General features: G+C 62.4%; 6 protein-coding genes. 4 read left to right on the top strand and 2 right to left on the bottom strand.

Annotation, left to right across the window (positions count from 1 at the left end; translation table 11 throughout):
- The first annotated feature begins 26 nt into the window (after positions 1-26).
- The 3 genes from dsbD to dsbG are packed head-to-tail and all read left to right on the top strand — an operon-like array spanning position 27 to position 3,372.
- A complete protein-coding gene (gene dsbD, locus POF45_RS06895; protein WP_282315410.1) occupies positions 27-1,763 on the top strand; it encodes a protein-disulfide reductase DsbD in 1,737 nt (578 codons plus the stop codon).
- Positions 1,763-2,629 (top strand): TlpA family protein disulfide reductase, encoded by an 867-nt coding sequence (locus POF45_RS06900; RefSeq protein ID WP_259495373.1) that lies wholly within the window; start codon positions 1,763-1,765, stop codon positions 2,627-2,629. Before dsbD ends, POF45_RS06900 begins: the two co-directional genes overlap by 1 nt.
- The gene (gene dsbG / locus POF45_RS06905; RefSeq protein ID WP_282315411.1) at positions 2,605-3,372 is read left to right on the top strand and encodes a thiol:disulfide interchange protein DsbG; all 768 of its coding nucleotides are present in this window, start codon (positions 2,605-2,607) and stop codon (positions 3,370-3,372) included. The genes POF45_RS06900 and dsbG overlap by 25 nt, the downstream gene beginning before the upstream one ends.
- Before the next feature lie 103 nt (positions 3,373-3,475).
- On the opposite strand, the gene POF45_RS06910 is transcribed toward dsbG, so the two are convergent.
- Positions 3,476-4,288 carry an alpha/beta fold hydrolase gene (locus POF45_RS06910; RefSeq protein ID WP_282315412.1) on the bottom strand — a complete coding sequence of 271 codons (813 nt, stop codon included), beginning with the start codon at positions 4,286-4,288 and terminating at the stop codon, positions 3,476-3,478.
- A gap of 490 nt (positions 4,289-4,778) precedes the next feature.
- Between POF45_RS06910 and POF45_RS06915 the strand changes: the two genes are divergently transcribed.
- Positions 4,779-5,072 carry a hypothetical protein gene (locus POF45_RS06915; RefSeq protein ID WP_259495378.1) on the top strand — a complete coding sequence of 98 codons (294 nt, stop codon included), beginning with the start codon at positions 4,779-4,781 and terminating at the stop codon, positions 5,070-5,072.
- Between the two features lie 272 nt (positions 5,073-5,344).
- Here POF45_RS06915 and POF45_RS06920 read toward each other — a convergent pair whose 3' ends face one another.
- Positions 5,345-18,328, bottom strand: a complete 12,984-nt coding sequence (locus POF45_RS06920) for a non-ribosomal peptide synthetase (protein ID WP_282315413.1) — start codon at positions 18,326-18,328, stop codon at positions 5,345-5,347.
- Positions 18,329-18,479 lie beyond the last annotated feature (151 nt).

Consider the following 18,479-nt stretch of genomic DNA (forward strand, 5'->3'; position numbering starts at 1 on the left):
CACCTGCACAGGGATAAGGCCTACCCATGCGTCGACTGTTTTTCCTTTTTGCTCTTCTGATCTCGGCTGTGGCCCAGGCAGGGACCAATCCGTTCGAGACAAAACCTGAATTTCTCCCGGTCGAGAAGGCGTTCATTCTGACCTCCGAGCACCTGGAGTCCGGTGAAACCCAACTCTTCTGGCAGATTGCCGATGGCTACTACCTGTATCAGAAGCGTCTGAAGCTCGATGGCCTGACACCGGAGCAGCACCCTGTATTGCCGGAAGGCGAGTCCCATAGCGATGAGTTCTTCGGTGAACAACCGGTCTATCGTCAAGGTCTGGAACTGAAAATCCCCGCCGGTGCCACCGGTCAAATCAAGGTCGGTTTCCAGGGCTGTGCCGATGCCGGCCTGTGTTACCCGCCGCAAACCCAGGTCGTGGACCTGGGCGGCGCAGCGCCGGCAGCCGTTGCAAACGAAGCGCCAGATCAAGCCCTGGCCAGCGGTCTGCAACAGCGGGCATTGGGTTGGAGCCTGCTGGTGTTCTTCGGTCTCGGTCTGTTGCTGGCTTTCACGCCCTGCTCATTACCCATGTTGCCGATTCTGGCCGGTCTGATCGTTGGCAGCGGTGCCACGCCAAGACGCGGTTTCGCCCTGGCTACCAGCTACGTGATTTGCATGGCGCTGGTGTACGCGTCGATGGGCGTTCTGGCTTCACTGCTGGGCGCCAATCTGCAAGCGCTGCTGCAAAACCCCTGGCTGCTGGGCAGTTTTGCCGCCGTGTTCGTGTTGCTGGCACTGCCGATGTTCGGCTTTTTCGAACTGCAATTACCGGTGGCGGTGCGTGATCGACTGGAAAACGTCTCGCGCAATCAACGCGGTGGCAGCCTGATCGGGGCCGGTGTGCTGGGGGCCCTTTCCGGGCTGTTGGTGGGGCCGTGCATGACCGCACCACTGGCCGGTGCCCTGCTCTACATCGCGCAAAGCGGTAACGCCATGCACGGCGGGCTGATTCTGTTTGCCATGGGCATCGGTATCGGCGTGCCGTTGCTGTTGCTGGTGACGGTCGGTAACCGCTTCCTGCCCAAACCCGGCGCCTGGATGAACCTGCTCAAAGGTATCTTCGGGTTCCTGTTTCTGGCCACCGCGCTGCTGATGTTGCGCCCGGTGCTGGATCAATCGCTGTGGGTCGGCTTGTGCGGGGCCTTGCTGGTGATTGCCGCCTACAGCGCCTGGAAACAGTCTCAGGGTTTTGGTCACGCTGCCCAGCTGTTTGGCGCCAGCTCACTGCTGCTGGGTTTGTGGGGCAGCCTGCTGGTGGTGGGCGCCGCCGGTGGCAGCGACGACCTGTTCAGGCCATTGCAGATCTACAGCAACACAAACTCAAGCAACGCCGCCAGCCCGATCGGTCACGACGCCTTTACCACCGTCAATAGTCCTGCCGAGCTGCAACGGGAACTCGATGCCGCACGGGCACAGGGCCAATGGGTGCTGCTGGACTACTACGCCGACTGGTGCGTGTCATGCAAGGTCATGGAAAAACAGGTATTCAGCAAAGCCAGCGTGCTCGAAGCCTTGAGTGATGTGCGCTTGCTACGGCTGGACGTGACCGCCGACAATGCCGCCAGCCGCGAGCTGCTCGGCCGTTACAAGGTGCCGGGGCCACCGAGCCTGCTGTGGATCGGTGTCGACGGTGAAGAGCGCCGCAGCCAGCGCATCACCGGCGAGGTCGATGCCGCCACCTTCCTGCAACGCTGGACCACTACCCGAGATGCCCGTTAATGCTGACCTTTACCCTCGGCACCTTTGCCATCGCGCTTAATCACCTGCTATTGATCAGTGCGTTGGCGCTGGCCACTTTTGTGGGCTGGCGGGTAGCCAAACGCGGTGGCGAAAATCCCGAATCGGCATTGTTCAGCCTGTTCCTGCTGGGGATGCTGGCGGCGCGAATCGCTTTCGTCATCACGTATTGGGCTCAGTATCGCAATGATCCATGGCAGATCATCGACCTGCGCGACGGTGGTTTTCTCGCCTGGCCGGGGGTGATCGCGCTGGTACTGGCCGCGCTGCTGCGAGGCTGGCGTCGGCCCGGTCTGCGCCGGCCAATGGGGTTTGGCGTCGCCAGTGGCCTGGCATTCTGGCTGCTGGCGACTTTTTCCCTGAGCCTTTACGAACAAGGCACGCGACTGCCGGAAATCACCTTGCGCAATGCCGCCGGCGAAACCGTGCAACTGAGCGACTACCAGGGCGGACCGTTGGTGATCAACCTGTGGGCCACCTGGTGCCCGCCTTGCCGTCGGGAAATGCCGGTGCTGGAAAACGCCCAGCACCAGCGCCCCGACCTGACGTTCCTGTTCGTCAACCAGGCCGAAAGCATGCAAAGCGTCGCCACCTTCCTTGAAACCCAGGGCCTGAGCCTGTCCAACGTGCTGTTCGACGGCGGTGGCCGCCTGGGTCAGGCCGTGGGTTCCATGGCGCTGCCGACTACCCTGTTCTATAGCAATGACGGGCGCCTGTTGGGCAGCCATCTAGGCGAGTTGTCGCAAGCCAGTCTGGCCCGCGCCCTTGAAAGCTTCGATACCCCTGACGCCGCGATACCGCCAACTTCTGTAAGGAAACTGCCATGCACCGCCTCCGCCACCTGCTGACGCTGACCCTGGGCGCTGCCCTGCTGCACTTGCCGTCGGTCCAAGCCGAAGAACTGCCCGATGCGATCAAGAAGATCGAAGCCAAAGGCGCAAAAATCGTCGGCCAGTTCGACGCGCCCGACGGCCTGCGCGGTTATGCGGCGCAATACCAGAACCGTGGCATGGCGCTGTACCTGACCCCGGACGGCAAGCACGTATTGCTGGGCAATCTGTATGACGCCGACGGCAATGACCTGAGCAGCGCACCGTTGCAAAAACTGGTGTACGCGCCAATGGCCAAGGAAGTCTGGGGCAAGATGGAAGCGAGTAACTGGATCGCTGACGGCAGCAAGGACGCGCCACGCGTCGTCTATCTGTTCAGCGATCCGAACTGCCCTTACTGCAATATGTTCTGGGAGCAGGCGCGGCCTTGGGTCACGTCGGGCAAGGTGCAGTTGCGGCACATCATGGTCGGCATCATTCGCGAAGACAGCCCCGGGAAATCCGCCGCGCTACTGGCCGCCAAAGACCCCGGCAAAGCCCTGCAGGAACATGAAAAAACCGGTAAGGCGAGTCCGCTCAAAGCGCTGAAAGACGTGCCACCGGCGATCCAGGCGAAATTGGCGGCGAACATGAAGCTGATGGACGACCTGGAGTTGTCAGCGACTCCGGCGATTTTCTATATGGACGACAAGGGCGAGTTGCAGCAACAGCAAGGTGCGCCTTCGCCGGAGAAGTTGGTGAAGATTCTAGGGCCCAAGTAGCCAAGGTGGCCGGACGGTCCCCTTCGCGAGCAGGCTCGCTTCCACAAGTGATCGCCTGTCCCTGTGGGAGTGGGCTTGCTCGCGAAGGCGTCAGAGTAAGCGACTAAGTTCTCTCAGCCAAAAACGCCAACAACGCCTCGGTCACAAACCCGGCATTCTCCAGATTGGAGATATGCCCCGCCTGCGGCACCAGCACACAGGGGCAACCGATCAACTCGGCCATCTCCTTTGCCTCCGAGGGCGGTCGCGGCTTGTCCTGATCGCCACACATCACCAGCGTGGTGGCAGGATTCAGCTGCCCCAGACGCGGCAACAAGTCATCCCGACCAAAGGTAATCCGCCCCATCGGTACGATGCTTTCGCGCAAGCGCTCAGCGGGCAATGCCGCCAGTGACGCACGGAAATCCTGGTACAGCGCCGACTGCGGATCGATGCCCGGACGGAAGAAAATCGGCACCACGATATCCAGCAACTGCGGCGAGATCACGCCGGTTTCTTCGATCAGCTTGAACAGCGAAAAGTAATACTGACGAGTCGGCTCCGGCTCGACGCCGACATAGGTGTCCATCAGCACCAGGCCATTGAGTCGCTGCGGTGCCGAGAGCGCCAGGCGCACGCCCCACATGCCGCCGACCGACAACCCAACCAGCATGACCCGGTCAATCTGCAGATGATCGAGCAATGCCAGTGCCTGACGGGCAATGTCATCCAGCGACGTCGTGCCTTCGGGCAAAGGCCCGGACTGACCATGCCCCCACAGGTCCAGGGCAATCACCCGATAGTGCTTCGACAACTCGGCAATCTGCGGCGCCCACATGGCCTGGTCCCACAGATAACTGCCGGCCAGCAACACGGCGGGACCGGTGCCTTGATCGATGTAGTGAAGGGGTTGTCCGTCTACTGTTGCGAAGGGCATCGGCTGTCTCCTTTTTTGAAATTGGGGCTCCGAAAAGCTCAGGCAGCCTGCCTCGCCGCCACGTCACCGTCAATGTCCGCACGTATCAAGAGTTTTCAATCGCCTTCCAGGACATTCGTTCCACTTATAAAAAGAAACAACCCTCGACACGCAAAAACACAACCGTCTGATACGTTAAACACGCTTCATCCCTATCAATTTTCTCAAGGACGAGAACCGTGCTGAGCAACCTCACTCGAAACTTCGACCGCAGCGCCAACATTACCGAACTTACCATCACAGCAAAAATTCATGACAGCTCTTGGTCCGGAACCGATGACAGGATCTATATAAGCATGAGCCACGAGGCCAACCTGCAACTTCTGGCCGAATCGCCCAGAGTTGGCCCTCACCATCGGTATTGATCTGCAACGAATGTTTGGTCCGCCAAAGCGTGCACATCAGTGAACTTGACCATGTCGCGCTATATCAACTACCGGTTGAACATCCCGTGGCCAGCGACGACTGGGAACTCGAATCGTTGACCTTGAACGCCAACGGCGTTTTTACCAATACGTCGTTCAGAAAGGTCAATCGGTGGCTCGACAACCATTCCACTCATTTGCAACAGGTTTGGGCCGCAAACATCGAATGGTCGGCCTGGACTAACCCGGACCACCGGCCGCTCGACCTTAATGTCCAGACCTATCCAATCCGCTGGATGCCCTATATCGCGGACGTCAAGGCCTGGAGAACGTACGACCCATCCAGAATCGAAGGTGTCGGCCAGTTGGTTGGGCAGTGATCGACCGGTCATTTGTGCCGGTGAGTTTTTTTGTTTCGCACGTTAATGGAGAACACTTCGTTAGCAATATCATCGCCACGGTCAATGATGATTCAGGACACTATCAGCCTGACGGCGGTGCATGCCTGAAGTACGTTTCAGAAAAATTCGAAGCGTTGGGTCTTGATATGAGCCATACACAGTGGTTATGGAGAAACGTCGACTCCTGATAATCAAAACTGGCTGCAAGTTGCCAATTTTTTTGCAACTTGCAGCCAGCGAGAACTTCACAACTACAACCCCTCCAGCTCCGCCATCAGGTCATTCAACCGATCCACTTTCTCTTCGGTGATATCACTGGCCGCCAAGCCGTCGATGTACTGCGCCAGCTCCTCCACCGTGCTGCATTCGAACATCGCCCGCAGCGGCACGTTGCGTTGCAGGGCTTTTTGCACCCGCGAGGCAATTTGCGTCGCCAGCAGTGAATGGCCGCCCAGTTCGAAGAAGTTGTCGCGAACGCCGACCTGCTCGACCTTCAGCACCTCGGCCCAGATGTCGGCCAGGGTCTGCTCCAGTCCGGTGCGCGGGGCCAGGTAGTTCTGGCTCTGCAACTGACCGATTTCCAGCGCCGGCAAGGCCTTGCGGTCGAGTTTGCCGTTGGCATTGAGCGGCAGCTTGTCGAGCCACAGCCAGTGCAGCGGCACCATGTACTCCGGCAGTTCGGCGCGCAGGCGTTGCTTGATGCGATCGAGACGCTCAGTCGGATTCAATGAAGAATCTGCCGCCACCAGATAGCCGACCAGGTGTTTACCGTTGACGCCTTCCTGCACCCCCACCGCGCCGTCGCGCACTTCAGGTTGCTCATGCAGGCGCGCTTCGATTTCCCCCAGCTCAATGCGGTAGCCGCGAATTTTCACCTGATGGTCAACCCGGCCGACATACTCCAGCACACCGTCAGTGCGACGGCGAGCCAGGTCGCCGGTGCGATACAGGCGCTCCCCCGGCGCGCCGAACGGGTTCGGGACAAACACCGGAGCAGTACGCAGCGGATCGCTGACATAGCCGCGCCCGACACCGGTGCCGGCGACACACAGCTCGCCCACCGCACCCAGCGGCACCAGTTCGAGTGCGCCGTCGAGCAGGTACAAACGGTTGTTGTCGGTCGGCGTGCCGATCGGCAAGTAACTGCCACGGGTCGACGCCATGTCGACGCGGAAGAACGCCACGTCATCCGAGCACTCCGCCGGGCCATAGGCGTTGACCAGGCCGATGTCCGGGTAACGCAGCAGCCACTGGTGAGCCAGTTCCGGCGGCATCGCTTCACCGGTCGGCAGCATCCAGCGCAGGCCGTCGAGGCTCATGCGGTCCTGGGTGAGCATGCCTTGAATCAGCGACGGCACGCTTTCCAGCACGGTGATGTCCTGTGCCTGAACGTGCGCCAGCAAACCTTGTGGATCATGGGCGATGGTGTTTGGCACGATGTCGACCCGTGCGCCAAACAACGGCGCGGCGAGGAACTGCCAGACCGAAATGTCGAAGCTCTGCGACGCCGTTTGCGCAATCACGTCGCCAGCGCCGAGGTTCAGGTACGGCACCTTGCTCAGCTGGTTGTTGAGCATGCCGCGCTGTTCGACCATCACGCCTTTGGGCAACCCGGTGGAACCCGAGGTGTAGATCACGTAGGCCAGGTTGTCCGGGGCGCTGTAGATGCCCGGGTTCTGCACCGATGCATCGCTTGTTTGCACGTCTTCCCAGACCAGCAACTTCGGTCGATTGACGCAAGCGAACTCATCCAGCAACGCCAGCGCTTGCTCGCGGCAGGCTTGCGTGCAGACCAGCAACGGCGTGCGGCTCAGGTCGATGATCCGGCTCAGGCGCTGGCTCGGCAGGCCCGGGTCCAGCGGCAGGTAACCGGCACCGGCCTTGAAACTGCCGATGATCATGCCCAGCAGATCCAGATTACGTTCGGCCAGCAGCGCCACCGGTTGATCCAGCCCGACGCCGGCAGCGATCAAGGCATGACCGAGACGGTTGCTGCGCTGATTGAGTTCGACGTAACTGTGCAGCCGGTCGAGGCAACTGGCGGCAATCCGTTGCGGATACGCGGCGACCTGGGCTTCGAACAGTTCGACGTAGCTCTGCTCCAGCGGGTAATCGTGTTCGCTCTGGTTGCAACCGTGGATCAGGAAATCCTGTTCCTCGGCGCCCAACAGCGGCAGGTCCGCCATGTCGCCATGGAAGCCCTCGACCAGTGCCAGCAGCAAACGCTTGAACTCACCGAGCATGCGCTCGACCGTGGACTCGTCGAAATAACGCTGGTCGTAGGACAGGTGCAGGCCGAGGTCATCCCCCGGATAGCAGACCGCCGTCAGCGGGAAGTTGGTGTGGGTGCGGCCTGAATCCGAGGTGGCATTGAGGCTCTGCGCACGGTCCAGCACCGACACTTCCACCGGCGCGTTCTCGAACACGAACAGGCTGTCGAACAGCGGCTGGCCCTTGGGCAGCTCGCTGTTTTCCTGGATTGTCACCAGCGGCAGGTATTCGTACTCACGCAGCTGCATGTTGCTGTCGAGCAAACCACTGAGCCACTGGCGAACGCTGCAGCGCTGATCGTCTTCGGGCATTTTCACCCGCAGCGCGATGCTGTTGATGAACAGCCCGACGGTGCGTTGCATCTCTGGCATTTCCACCGGACGCCCCGCCACCGTGACGCCGAACAGCACGTCACGATCACCGCTCAGGCGCCGCAATACCAAGGCCCACGCCGCTTGGGCGAAGGTATTGATGGTCAGTTGATGGGCCTGGGCCAGTTCGCGCAGTTGGGCACCGTCCCGAGCGTCGAGTCGGGTGTAGCGGTCGCCGACGATCATGCCGCCGCTGTCACCGGCGTGTTCGCGCAGGAACGGTCGGTCACTGGGAATCGGCGTCGTGCGTTCGAAGCCTTGCAGGTTGGTTTTCCACCACTGCCGCGCCTCGGCCAGGCTCTGGCGTTGCAGCCAGCCGATGTAGTCGCGATAACGCGGCGGCACCGCCAGTTGCGGCTCGCGGCCTTCGCCGAGCGCCATGTAGATTTCAAAGAAGTCGTTCATCAGCAGCGAACGGCACCAGGCATCGATCAGGATGTGGTGGTTGCTCATCATGAACCAGTAGCGCGCCGCGCCGACCTTGATCAGACGCAGGTGGAACGGCGCCTGATTGAGCAGATCGAACCCGGCCTCACGTTCGCTTTTGAGCAGGGCTTGCAGCTTCGGCTCTTGCTCGGCGTCAGCGATGGCGCTCCAGTCCAGGTACTCGATTGGCGTGCTGCCCGGTTTGTGGATCACTTGCAGCATGTCTTCGCCGACGTTCCAGCAGAACGAGGCGCGCAACGCTTCGTGACGAGCGATCACCGCCTGCCACGCCTGGGCGAAACGCTCGGGGTCGAGTTCGCTGTTGATGCGGTAGCGATCCTGCATGTAGTACAGGCCGGTGCCCGGTTCCAGCAAGGTGTGCAGCAGCATGCCTTCCTGCATCGGGGTCAGCGGGTAGACGTCTTCGATGACGGCGGCCGGGACCGGCAGCGCATCGAGTTGCGGCTGGGTCAGTTTCGCCAGTGGGAAGTCCGACGGCGTCAGGCCGCCCGCGCTGTCTTGCAGGCAATGCTCGATCAGGCTTTGCAGTTCACCCAGATAGGCGTCCGCCAGATCAGCAATGGTTTGCCGATCGTGGCGTTCGGCGCTGAAGGTCCAGCGCAGCAGCAATTCACCGCCGTAGACCTGACTGTCGATGCTCAGCTCGTTGGGCAACGGCGCTTGCGGATCGTGGGCCGCACCGACCGGCTCGTCCAGCGGACGGAACAACGCATCGCTGCCAAAGCTCTGGTCGAACTGGCCCAGGTAGTTGAACGTGATCGGCGCCACCGGCAACGCGGCCATGGTCTGGCGACTCAGGTCATCGGCCAGGTAACGCAGTACGCCATAGCCCAACCCTTTGTGCGGCACGGCACGCAGCTGTTCCTTGATCGCCTTGATCGAAGCACCCTGTTCATTTTCTGGCGTCAGCCGCAGCGGATACGCGCTGGTGAACCAGCCGACAGTGCGGGTCAGGTCGATCTCCTCGAACAGTGTTTCGCGGCCATGGCCTTCGAGTTGAATCAATGCCGATTCGTGGCCCGTCCAACGGCACACCACCCGTGCCAATGCAGTCAACAGCAGGTCGTTGACCTGGGTGCGATAGGCGCTGGGCGCTTGTTGCAGCAGTTGCCGCGTGCGCTCGCTGTCAAGGCGCACGCTGACGGTTTGCGCGTGACAATTCTGCTGCCCGCCTTCAGCACGATCACAGGGCAATTCGACGCTCGGCCCGGCCAGTTGCGCCCGCCACACGTCCAGTTCTTCGCGCAGGGACTCGCTGCCGGCATAGGCCTGCAAGCGTGCCGCCCAGTCCTTGAACGCGCTGGTTTTGGCCGGCAGTTTGACCGCCTGCCCGGCGTCCAGTTGGCGATACACGGTTTGCACATCGTCCAGCAACACCCGCCAGGAAACGCCGTCGACCACCAGGTGATGAATGACGATGAACAAGCGTTGTTGTTCATCAGGCCCATCCACCAGCAAGGCGCGCATCAATGGCCCCTGCTCCAGATCAAGGCTGCGCTGGGCGTCGGCGAACAATGCCGTGCACTTGTCCATCGATGCCACCCGCACTTGCCACAGCACCGCCACATCGGACAGCGCCTGATGCTCGGCTTTCCACACGCCAGCGGCTTGCGTGAAACGCAGTCGCAGGGCGTCGTGCTGTTCCACCACCGCCAGCAACGCCTGTTCCAGACGATGTGGCTCCAGCGCCACGCCCGGCTCCAGCAGCAACGCCTGGTTCCAGTGCTGACGCTGGGGGATATCGGTGTCGAAGAACCAGTGCTGAATCGGCGTCAGACGCGATTCACCGGTCAACAAACCTTGCTCGGCGCGAACTTGCTCGGTGCGGGTCGCCACGGCGGCCAGGGTCTGCACGGTCTGATGCTGGAACAGGTCGCGAGGGCTGAAATGAATGCCCTGCTGCCGTGCACGGCTGACCACCTGGATCGACAGAATCGAATCGCCGCCCAGCTCGAAGAAGTTGTCGTTGAGACCCACCTGCTCGACGTTCAGCACCTCGCACCAGATGTCGGCCAGGGTCAGTTCCAGCTCATTGCTCGGTGCCACATACTGCTGGCGGTTCAGCTCCGGGTCCGGTGCCGGTAATGCGCGGCGATCCAGTTTGCCGTTGGCGGTCAGCGGCATGCTGGCCAGCAGGATCAGGTGAGTGGGCACCATGTAATCCGGCAACTGCGATTTCAGGTGAGTCTTGAGCGATTCGCGCAAAGCCGCCTGGTGCGCTTCGTCCCGTTCAGCGACGTCCGTCACCAGATAGCCAACCAGTTGCTTGCCGCTCGGTGCGTCGAGCGCCAGCACCACCGCCTCACGGATCGACGCATGCTCCAGCAGGCGGGTTTCAATCTCGCCCAGCTCGATGCGGAAACCACGGATTTTCACCTGATGGTCGATCCGCCCCAGGTACTCCACCAGACCATCGGCGCGCTGGCGCACCAGATCGCCGGTGCGGTACAGACGCCCGCCGTTGCCGGCGAACGGGTCGGCGACAAAACGCTCGGCGGTCATGCCCGGACGCTGGTGATAACCCTGCGCCAGGCCGGCACCGCCGACGAACAATTCGCCGGTCGCGCCTTGCGGCACCAACGCCAGGTCGGCGTCAAGAATGTAGGCCACACGCGCACCGATCACGCTGCCGATCGGCACACTGCCCAGGCCCTCTTCCAGCTGCTCGGGAGCCAGGCTGGCCAGTGGCATGACCACGGTTTCGGTCGGGCCGTAGGCGTTGAAGAACAGGCTCGGTTTGAACGCTGCACGAATCCGCGTCAGGTGTTCACCCGTCAGCGCTTCACCGCCGGTGATGCACATGCGCACCGGCAGGGTTTCGCCCTGGGTCGCCAGCCATTGTGCCAACTGGCTGCCATAGCTCGGGGTGAAGCCGAGGATATTGATGTTGTGGCGGCGAATCAGCCCACAGATTTCTTCCGCATCCCATTGGCCTTGAGCGCGCAGTACCACCTGTGCGCCACTGAGCAGAGGCACCAGCAAACGCTCGGTGGCCGCGTCAAAGTTGATCGAATAGAAGTGCAGCTCGCAGTCGTCCGGGCGCATGCCGAAACGCTCGATCACTGCCTGGCAATGCATGGCGATTTCACCGTGGGACACCACCACGCCTTTCGGTTTGCCGGTGGAGCCAGAGGTGTAGATCAGGTACGCCTGATGCTGAGGCAGGCTGATAAACGGCAGCTCGCTGGCCGGGTAGTCGGCCAGTGCCCCAGCGTCCTCTTCCAGGCACCAGCGCGCCACGCTGGACGGCAATTCGCCGAGCGCCTTGAACATCGCCGCGTCGCTGAGCAGCAAACCAATGCCGCTGTCTTCGATCATGTAATGCAGACGGTCCAGCGGGTATTCCGGGTCCAGCGGCACGTAGGCGCCACCGGCCTTGAGAATCGCCAACAGCCCGACGACCATTTCCAGCGAACGCTCAAGCGCCAGGCCGACCCGCACCTGCGGGCCGACGCCACGCTCACGCAGCATCCAGGCCAGGCGATTGGCACGGCTATCGAGTTCGGCGTAGCTCAGGGTCTCACCAGCGAAGGTCAGCGCCGGGGCGTCTTTGCGCGCCAGCGCCTGCTCGCTGAACAGGTGATGAATGCACTGATCCAGACGATGTTCACCCGGCTCGACGCCGAGGCTGTCGAGCAGCTGTTGTTGTTCGTCAGGCGCCAGCAACGGCAATTCGCCGAGACGCTGCTGCGGATCGGCGAGCAGTGCTTCCAGCAGATTGCGCCAATGCCCGGCCATGCGCGCAATGCGCGGCTCGTCGAACAGGTCAGTGCTGTAAGTCAGGCAGCAACCCAGGCGATGATCAAGGTCGGTGACTTCCAGATTGAGGTCAAACTTGGTCGCCCGCGCATCGTTGGCCAGGTACTCGACCGTCATGCCGGCCAACGTGCGGCTCTGCTGGAATTCCCAGCGCTGCACGTTGCACATCACCTGGAACAGCGGGTTGTAGGCGGCGCTGCGTGGCGGCTGCAAGGCTTCGACCAGGTGATCGAATGGCAGGTCCTGATGGGACTGTCCTTCGATCACAGTGTGGCGCACTTGCTCGAACAACTCGCCGACGGACATCTGCCCGTCGAGCTGGCAACGCAGCACCTGGGTATTGAGGAACGCACCGATCAGGCCTTCGCTTTCCGGGCGAATCCGGTTGGCCACCGGGGCGCCGATGCGCAGGTCGGTCTGGCCGCTGTAGCGGTAAAGCAGCACCGCCAGCGCGGCGGTCATGGTCATGAACAGGGTCAGACCGTGTTGCGCATTGAAGGCGCGAACCCGTGCCGCAAGGTCATCACTCAGGTCAAAACGGAACAGTTCACCCTGATGGCTTTGGACCGGTGGACGCGGACGGTCGCCGGGCAATTCCAGCAACGGATGTTCGCTGCCCAGTTGCGCCGTCCAGTAGTCGAGTTGGCGCTGACGCTCGCCGGACTCGAGCCACTGACGCTGCCAGACGCTGTAGTCCAGGTACTGCACCGGCAGCGGTTCGAGCGGCGATTCGCGGTCGTCGACAAAGGCCTCGTACAGCGCGCTCAGCTCGCGGGCAAAAATATCCATCGCCCAGCCTTCGGTGACGATGTGGTGCAGGGTCAGCACCAGATAGTGTTCCTGAGTGGCGGTCTTGACCAGGCAGGCTCGCAGCAACGGGCCAGTCTCCAGATCGAATGGCTTGTGCGCTTCGCTGTCCGCCAGTTGCTGCACTTGCTGTTCGCGCAGGTCAGCCGCCAATGCCGAGAAGTCCTTCCACTCCATGCGCATCCCGGTCTGTGGGTGAACCCGTTGCTGCGCCACACCATTGACGCTCGGGAACGTGGTGCGCAGGGTTTCGTGGCGCAGGATCAGCGCTTGCAGCGCCGCCTCGAAACGCGCCACGTCCAGCACCCCGCGCAGGCGCGCCATGCCGCCGACGTTGTAGGCCGGACTGTCCGGCTCCATCTGCCAGAGGAACCACATGCGCTGCTGGGAATACGACAACGGCACTGGCTGGCTGCGGTCGACGTTGGCAATCGGCGGCTGCTGGTTGGTGTTGCCGCTGGCCTGGATCAGCCGCACCTGTTCGGCGAAGGCACCCAGTTCGCTGTGTTCGAACAGCGCACGCAGCGGCAACTCGACGTCGCAAGCCTGGCGAGTGCGGGAAATGATTTGCGTGGCCAGCAACGAATGGCCGCCGAGGGCGAAAAAGTCGTCGCGCAGGCCGATCCGGTCCAGGCCCAGGACTGCACGCCAGATGCCGGCAATTTGCTGTTCGAGGTCGGTCACCGGTTCGACGTGTTCACGCACTTGCCACTGGGGTTGCGGCAAGGCACGACGGTCGAGTTTGCCGCTGGGGCTCAAGGGCATTTCGTCCAGACGCATGAGTTGCGCCGGGACCATGTATTCCGGCAACTCAGCGGCGAGCGCGGTTTTCAGGCGTGCGGTTTGAGCGTCTTCGGCTTCGCCGCTTTCAGAGGCGGTGTAATAACCGATCAGCTGCCCACCGGCTGCCGTCTCGCGCACCAATACCACGGCTTGAGCAACGCCACCCTGAGCCAGCAAACGGGCTTCAATTTCTTCCGGTTCGACACGGAAACCGCGCAGCTTGATCTGCTGATCGAGGCGACCGAGGTACTCGATCACGCCATCGTTCGTCCAGCGCGCACGGTCGCCGGTGCGATACAGACGAGCGCCCTGCTCGCCCAGCGGATCAACGACAAAACGTTCGGCGGTCAGCGCCGCACGGCCCAGATAACCACGGGCAAGACCCAGGCCGCTGATGCACAGCTCGCCTGGCACACCGGCCGGCAGCGGATTGAGATCACTGTCGAGTACGCGGCACACCACGTTGCCCAGCGGTCGGCCAATCGGCGAGCGCTCGCCATCGGCCGTCGTGCAATGCCAGTGAGTGACGTTGATCGCGGTTTCGGTCGGGCCGTAGCGGTTATGCAGTTGCACCGCCGGCAGTTGCTCCAGCACCCGGTTGCGCAGTTCGGCAGGCAGGGCTTCGCCGCCGGAAAATACCCGGCGCAGGCTGGTGCATTCAGCGCTCAGCGCTTCATCAATGAACAGCGAAAGCAGCGGCGGCACGAAGTGCAGCGTGGTCACGCCGTACTGTTGAACCAACTGCGCGATGCGGTGCGGATCGCGGTGTTCACCGGGGCCGGCGATCAGCAGGCGGGCACCGGTGATCAGCGGCCAGAAGCATTCCCACACCGACACGTCGAAACTGATCGGCGCCTTTTGCATCAGCACATCGCTGTCGTTCAGGCGGTAGGCGTTTTGCATCCATTGCAGGCGTTCGGCAAGGGCCGCGTGGGTGTTGCCGACGCCTTTGGGCTGACCAGTAGAGCCTGAGGTGTAAATCACGTACGCCAGGTTGTCGCCGTGCACATGCAGGCCCGGCGCGTGGCTCGGCCAGTTCTCCAGGTGCAGCGCATCCATGGCGATCACGCTGACGCCGTCGCTGGCCGGCAAACGGTCGAGCAATGCGGTTTGCGTCAGCAGCAGTTCGACGCCGCTGTCGCCGAGCATGTAGGCCAGGCGATCAGCCGGGTAGTCCGGGTCCAGCGGCACATAGGCGCCACCGGCCTTGATGATCGCCAGCAAGCCGATCAGCAACTGCGGCGAACGCTCGGCAGCGATGGCCACGCAGACGTCCGGGCCGACACCTTTGTCGCGCAGGTAATGCGCCAGGCGATTGGCCTGGGTGTGCAGTTCGGCAAAGTCGAACTGACCGCCCTCCCACACCAGCGCGGTGCGTTCCGGAGTCAGCCGCGCCTGTTCGCCAAGCAGTTCCGGCAGCCATCGACTGGCGGGCGCGCACGGCGCAACGCTCCATTGTGCTTGCTGTTCGTGCTCACAAGGCGTCAGCAGTTGCAGGTCGCCGACGGCGGTCCGTGGTTGCTCGCAGACGTTGCGCAGCAGGTTGCTGAAATGCTCGGCCAGTCGTTCGATGGTCGCCGCGTCGAACAGTTCGCTGGCGTAGTCGAACGACAGGCTCAGGCGCCCGTTGCGGTCTTCTTCGCTGTGCAGTTGCAGGTCGAACTTGGCTTCACGGCTGTGCCACGGCAGTTCTTCGGCGAGCAGCCCTGGCAACCGGCGCAGCGCACTCAGGTCACGTTGCTGGTGGTTGAACATGACCTGGAACAGGCCCTGCTCCCGTGCCTGCGGGAAGGCTTCGAGCAGTTGCTCGAACGGCAGGTCCTGATTGGCCTGCGCGCCCAGCGCCGCCTGACGGGTTTGCGCCAACAGTTCGATGAAAGGCAGACGCGAATCGACCTCGGCGCGCAGCACTTGGGTGTTGATGAAGAAGCCGATCAGGCCTTGGGTTTCAAGGCGCGGACGGTTGGCGTTCGGCACGCCGATACGGATGTCGCGCTGACCGCTGTAACGGTGCAGCAAGCTCTGGAACGCCGTGAGCAACAGCATGAACGAGGTGGACTCATGGGCCTGGGCGGTCTGGCGGATGGCCTCGCTCAGGGTTGCGCCCAAGCGCACGCTATGGCGGGCGGCCTGGTGCGTCTGCAGGGCGGAGCGCGGATGGTCGGCGGCCAGGCTCAGGGTCGGATGGTCCTCGCCCAGCTGTGCTTGCCAGTACGCCAGTTGTCGCTCGCCCTCGCCTTGCGCCAGCCACTGACGCTGCCAGCTGCCGTAGTCGGCGTATTGCGTGGCCAATGCCGGCAGGCTGGCGGTCAGGCCTTGGGAAGCGGCGGCATACAGGCGCGAGAACTCGTCGAGCAACACGTTCAGCGACCAGCCGTCAGCGATGATGTGGTGCATCGTCACCAGCAGTTGATGTTCCTCGTCATCGAGGCGCACCAGCGTCACCCACAGCAACGGGCCTTTTTCCAGATCGAACTGGGTATGCGCTTCGTCCTCACGGATCTGCCGGGCACGGGCCTCACGCTCGGCGATGGGCAGGTCGCTGATGTCGATCATTTGCAGGTTGAAATCAGCCGCCGCATCGACCTGCTGCAACGCCACGCCATCGCGCTCGAAGAACCGAGTACGCAGGGATTCGTGGCGCTCGACCAGTTGCTGGAAACTGACGCGCAAGGCGTCTTCGTCGAGCTCGCCACGCAGGTGCAAGGCGCCGGGGATGTTGTAGGCGCTGCTGTGCGGGTCCAGTTGCCAGGTGATCCACAGACGGTTTTGCGCCAGTGATTGCGGCAATGCTTCGCTGCGCGACAGCGGGGTAATCGAGCCTTGGGCCAGGCCGCCATCCTGTTGCTGGCGAGCGATGGCAGCGGCGAATGCGCTGAGGGTCGGGGCTTCGAACAGCAGACGCAGGTTCAGCTCCAGACCGAGCTCTTCGCGCAGCCGTGCAACCACTTGAGTGGCGGCGATGGAGTTACCGCCGAGGAGGAAGAAGTGGTCGTCGCCGTTGACGTGTTTGACGTCGAGTTGCTCGCACCAGATTGGCGCGATCATGTTTTCAAGGTCGGAACCGGACCCGGCTTTTTCCGCCTGCTCGGTGGTCGCCGACGGGAACAGCGCATAGCTGTCGAGGCTGCCGTCCGCCAGGCGGTTGCGGCACGCCGAGCGTTGCAGTTTGCCGCTCGACGTCTTGGGTAACGCACCCGGATTGAGCAGTACCACCACGGCCGGCGCTTCCTGACAGGCCTCGGCCACGGCCTGGCGAATGGCTTTGATCAGCGCCTCGGGCGGCAGGATTTTTTGCACGCTGCGGCTGATTTCGGCGGCGATACCGATGCCTTCCTGACCGTCGATGTTGACCGCAAACGCGGCAACGCGACCTTTGCGCACCACCTCCACTTCGCGCTCGACAGTCTGCTCGATGTCCTGCGGATAAAGGTTGTGACCGCGCACGATCAGCATGTCTTTCAGGCGCCCGGTGATGAACAGTTCGCCGTCACGCATAAAACCCAGGTCGCCGGTGCGCAACCAGGTGCGACCGTCATGTTGCACGAACGTCTTGGCGCTGGCCTCGGGGTTGCGCCAATAGCCGTGAGCGATGCTCGGGCCAGTGGCCCAGAGTTCCCCGACCACATTGTCCGCCAGCGGCGTAAGGCTGTTCGGCTCGACGATCAGAATCGCGTGATCCGGCTGGCTGACGCCGCAACTCATGATCGCGCTGCCCTCGCCCGCTTCGGCACGATTTTGTGCCAACGCCTGATCATCCACCCGCAAGTTGCCAATCCCCTGGCCGCGAGGCGTGCCGGCGACGAACAGCGTGGCTTCCGCCAGACCATAGGACGCCATGAAGCTGTCCGGGGTAAAACCGCAGACGGCGAATTTCTCGGCAAAGCGCTCCAGCGTGTCGAGACGAATCGGCTCGGAGCCGGAATAGGCCACGCGCCAGCCGCTCAGGTCGAGACGCTCAAGTGCTGACTCGCTGACCCGTTCGCTGCACAAGCGATAGGCAAAATCCGGCCCGCCGCTGATGGTGCCGCCGTATTCGCTGATCGCTTCCAGCCAGCGCAGGGGCCGGCCAAGGAAGTACGCCGGCGACATCAACACGCACGGTACACCGCTGAAAATCGGCTGCAACAGCCCGCCGATCAACCCCATGTCGTGGTACAGCGGCAACCAGCTGACGATCACGTCGTCGGGGTTCAGATCAATGCCGAAACCGCGGCGGATCAGCAGTTCGTTGGCCACCAGATTGCCGTGGCTGACCTGCACGCCTTTAGGCAATGCGGTGGAACCGGAGGTGTATTGCAAAAACGCGATGTGGTCGGCTTCCAGCGGCGGCGCCACCCATTGTTGCGCCAGGTTATTGCCAAGGGTATCGACGCACAGCAACGGTGGCGCGCCTTCGATTTGCTGCAAGGCATCGCGCTGGTCGGCGCTGGTCAGCAGCAGGGCTGGCTCGGCGTCGCTGATGATCGACAGCAGGCGTTCCTGATGGTGACGGCGCGTGGACTCAGGCGGATAAGCCGGCACCGCAATCACGCCGGCATACAGGCAACCAAAAAACGCCGCGACGTAGTCCGGGCCGCTGGGAAACAGCAGGACTGCACGATCGCCGAACAAGGCCCGGGCCTGCAAGGCACCGGCAATGGTTCGCGCACGCTGGTCCAGCTCACGATAGCTGAGCACCACCGTCTGATCCGCGGTGTCAGCGAGAAAACGCAAGGCGACCCGATCCGGCGTCAGGGCCGCACGGCGCTGGAGGGCTTGGACCAGTGTGCTTGGGAGTTCGAACGCGTCGGTCATGAGTTTTCCTGCCTGAATTCGGCTTGCAAGTTGGAATCGGTTTTCGTGCGTCATGCCCGGCTGACGGGCTCGCAGGACGCGGTCTTCACCGACCGCGCAAGGCTTGGGAATGCTGGTTTGGCACGGATGCGTGTCCGCAACCATTCACCAA

Origin of the sequence: Pseudomonas fungipugnans (assembly GCF_029955235.1) — a bacterium.
GTDB classification, from domain to species: Bacteria; Pseudomonadota; Gammaproteobacteria; order Pseudomonadales; family Pseudomonadaceae; genus Aquipseudomonas; species Aquipseudomonas fungipugnans.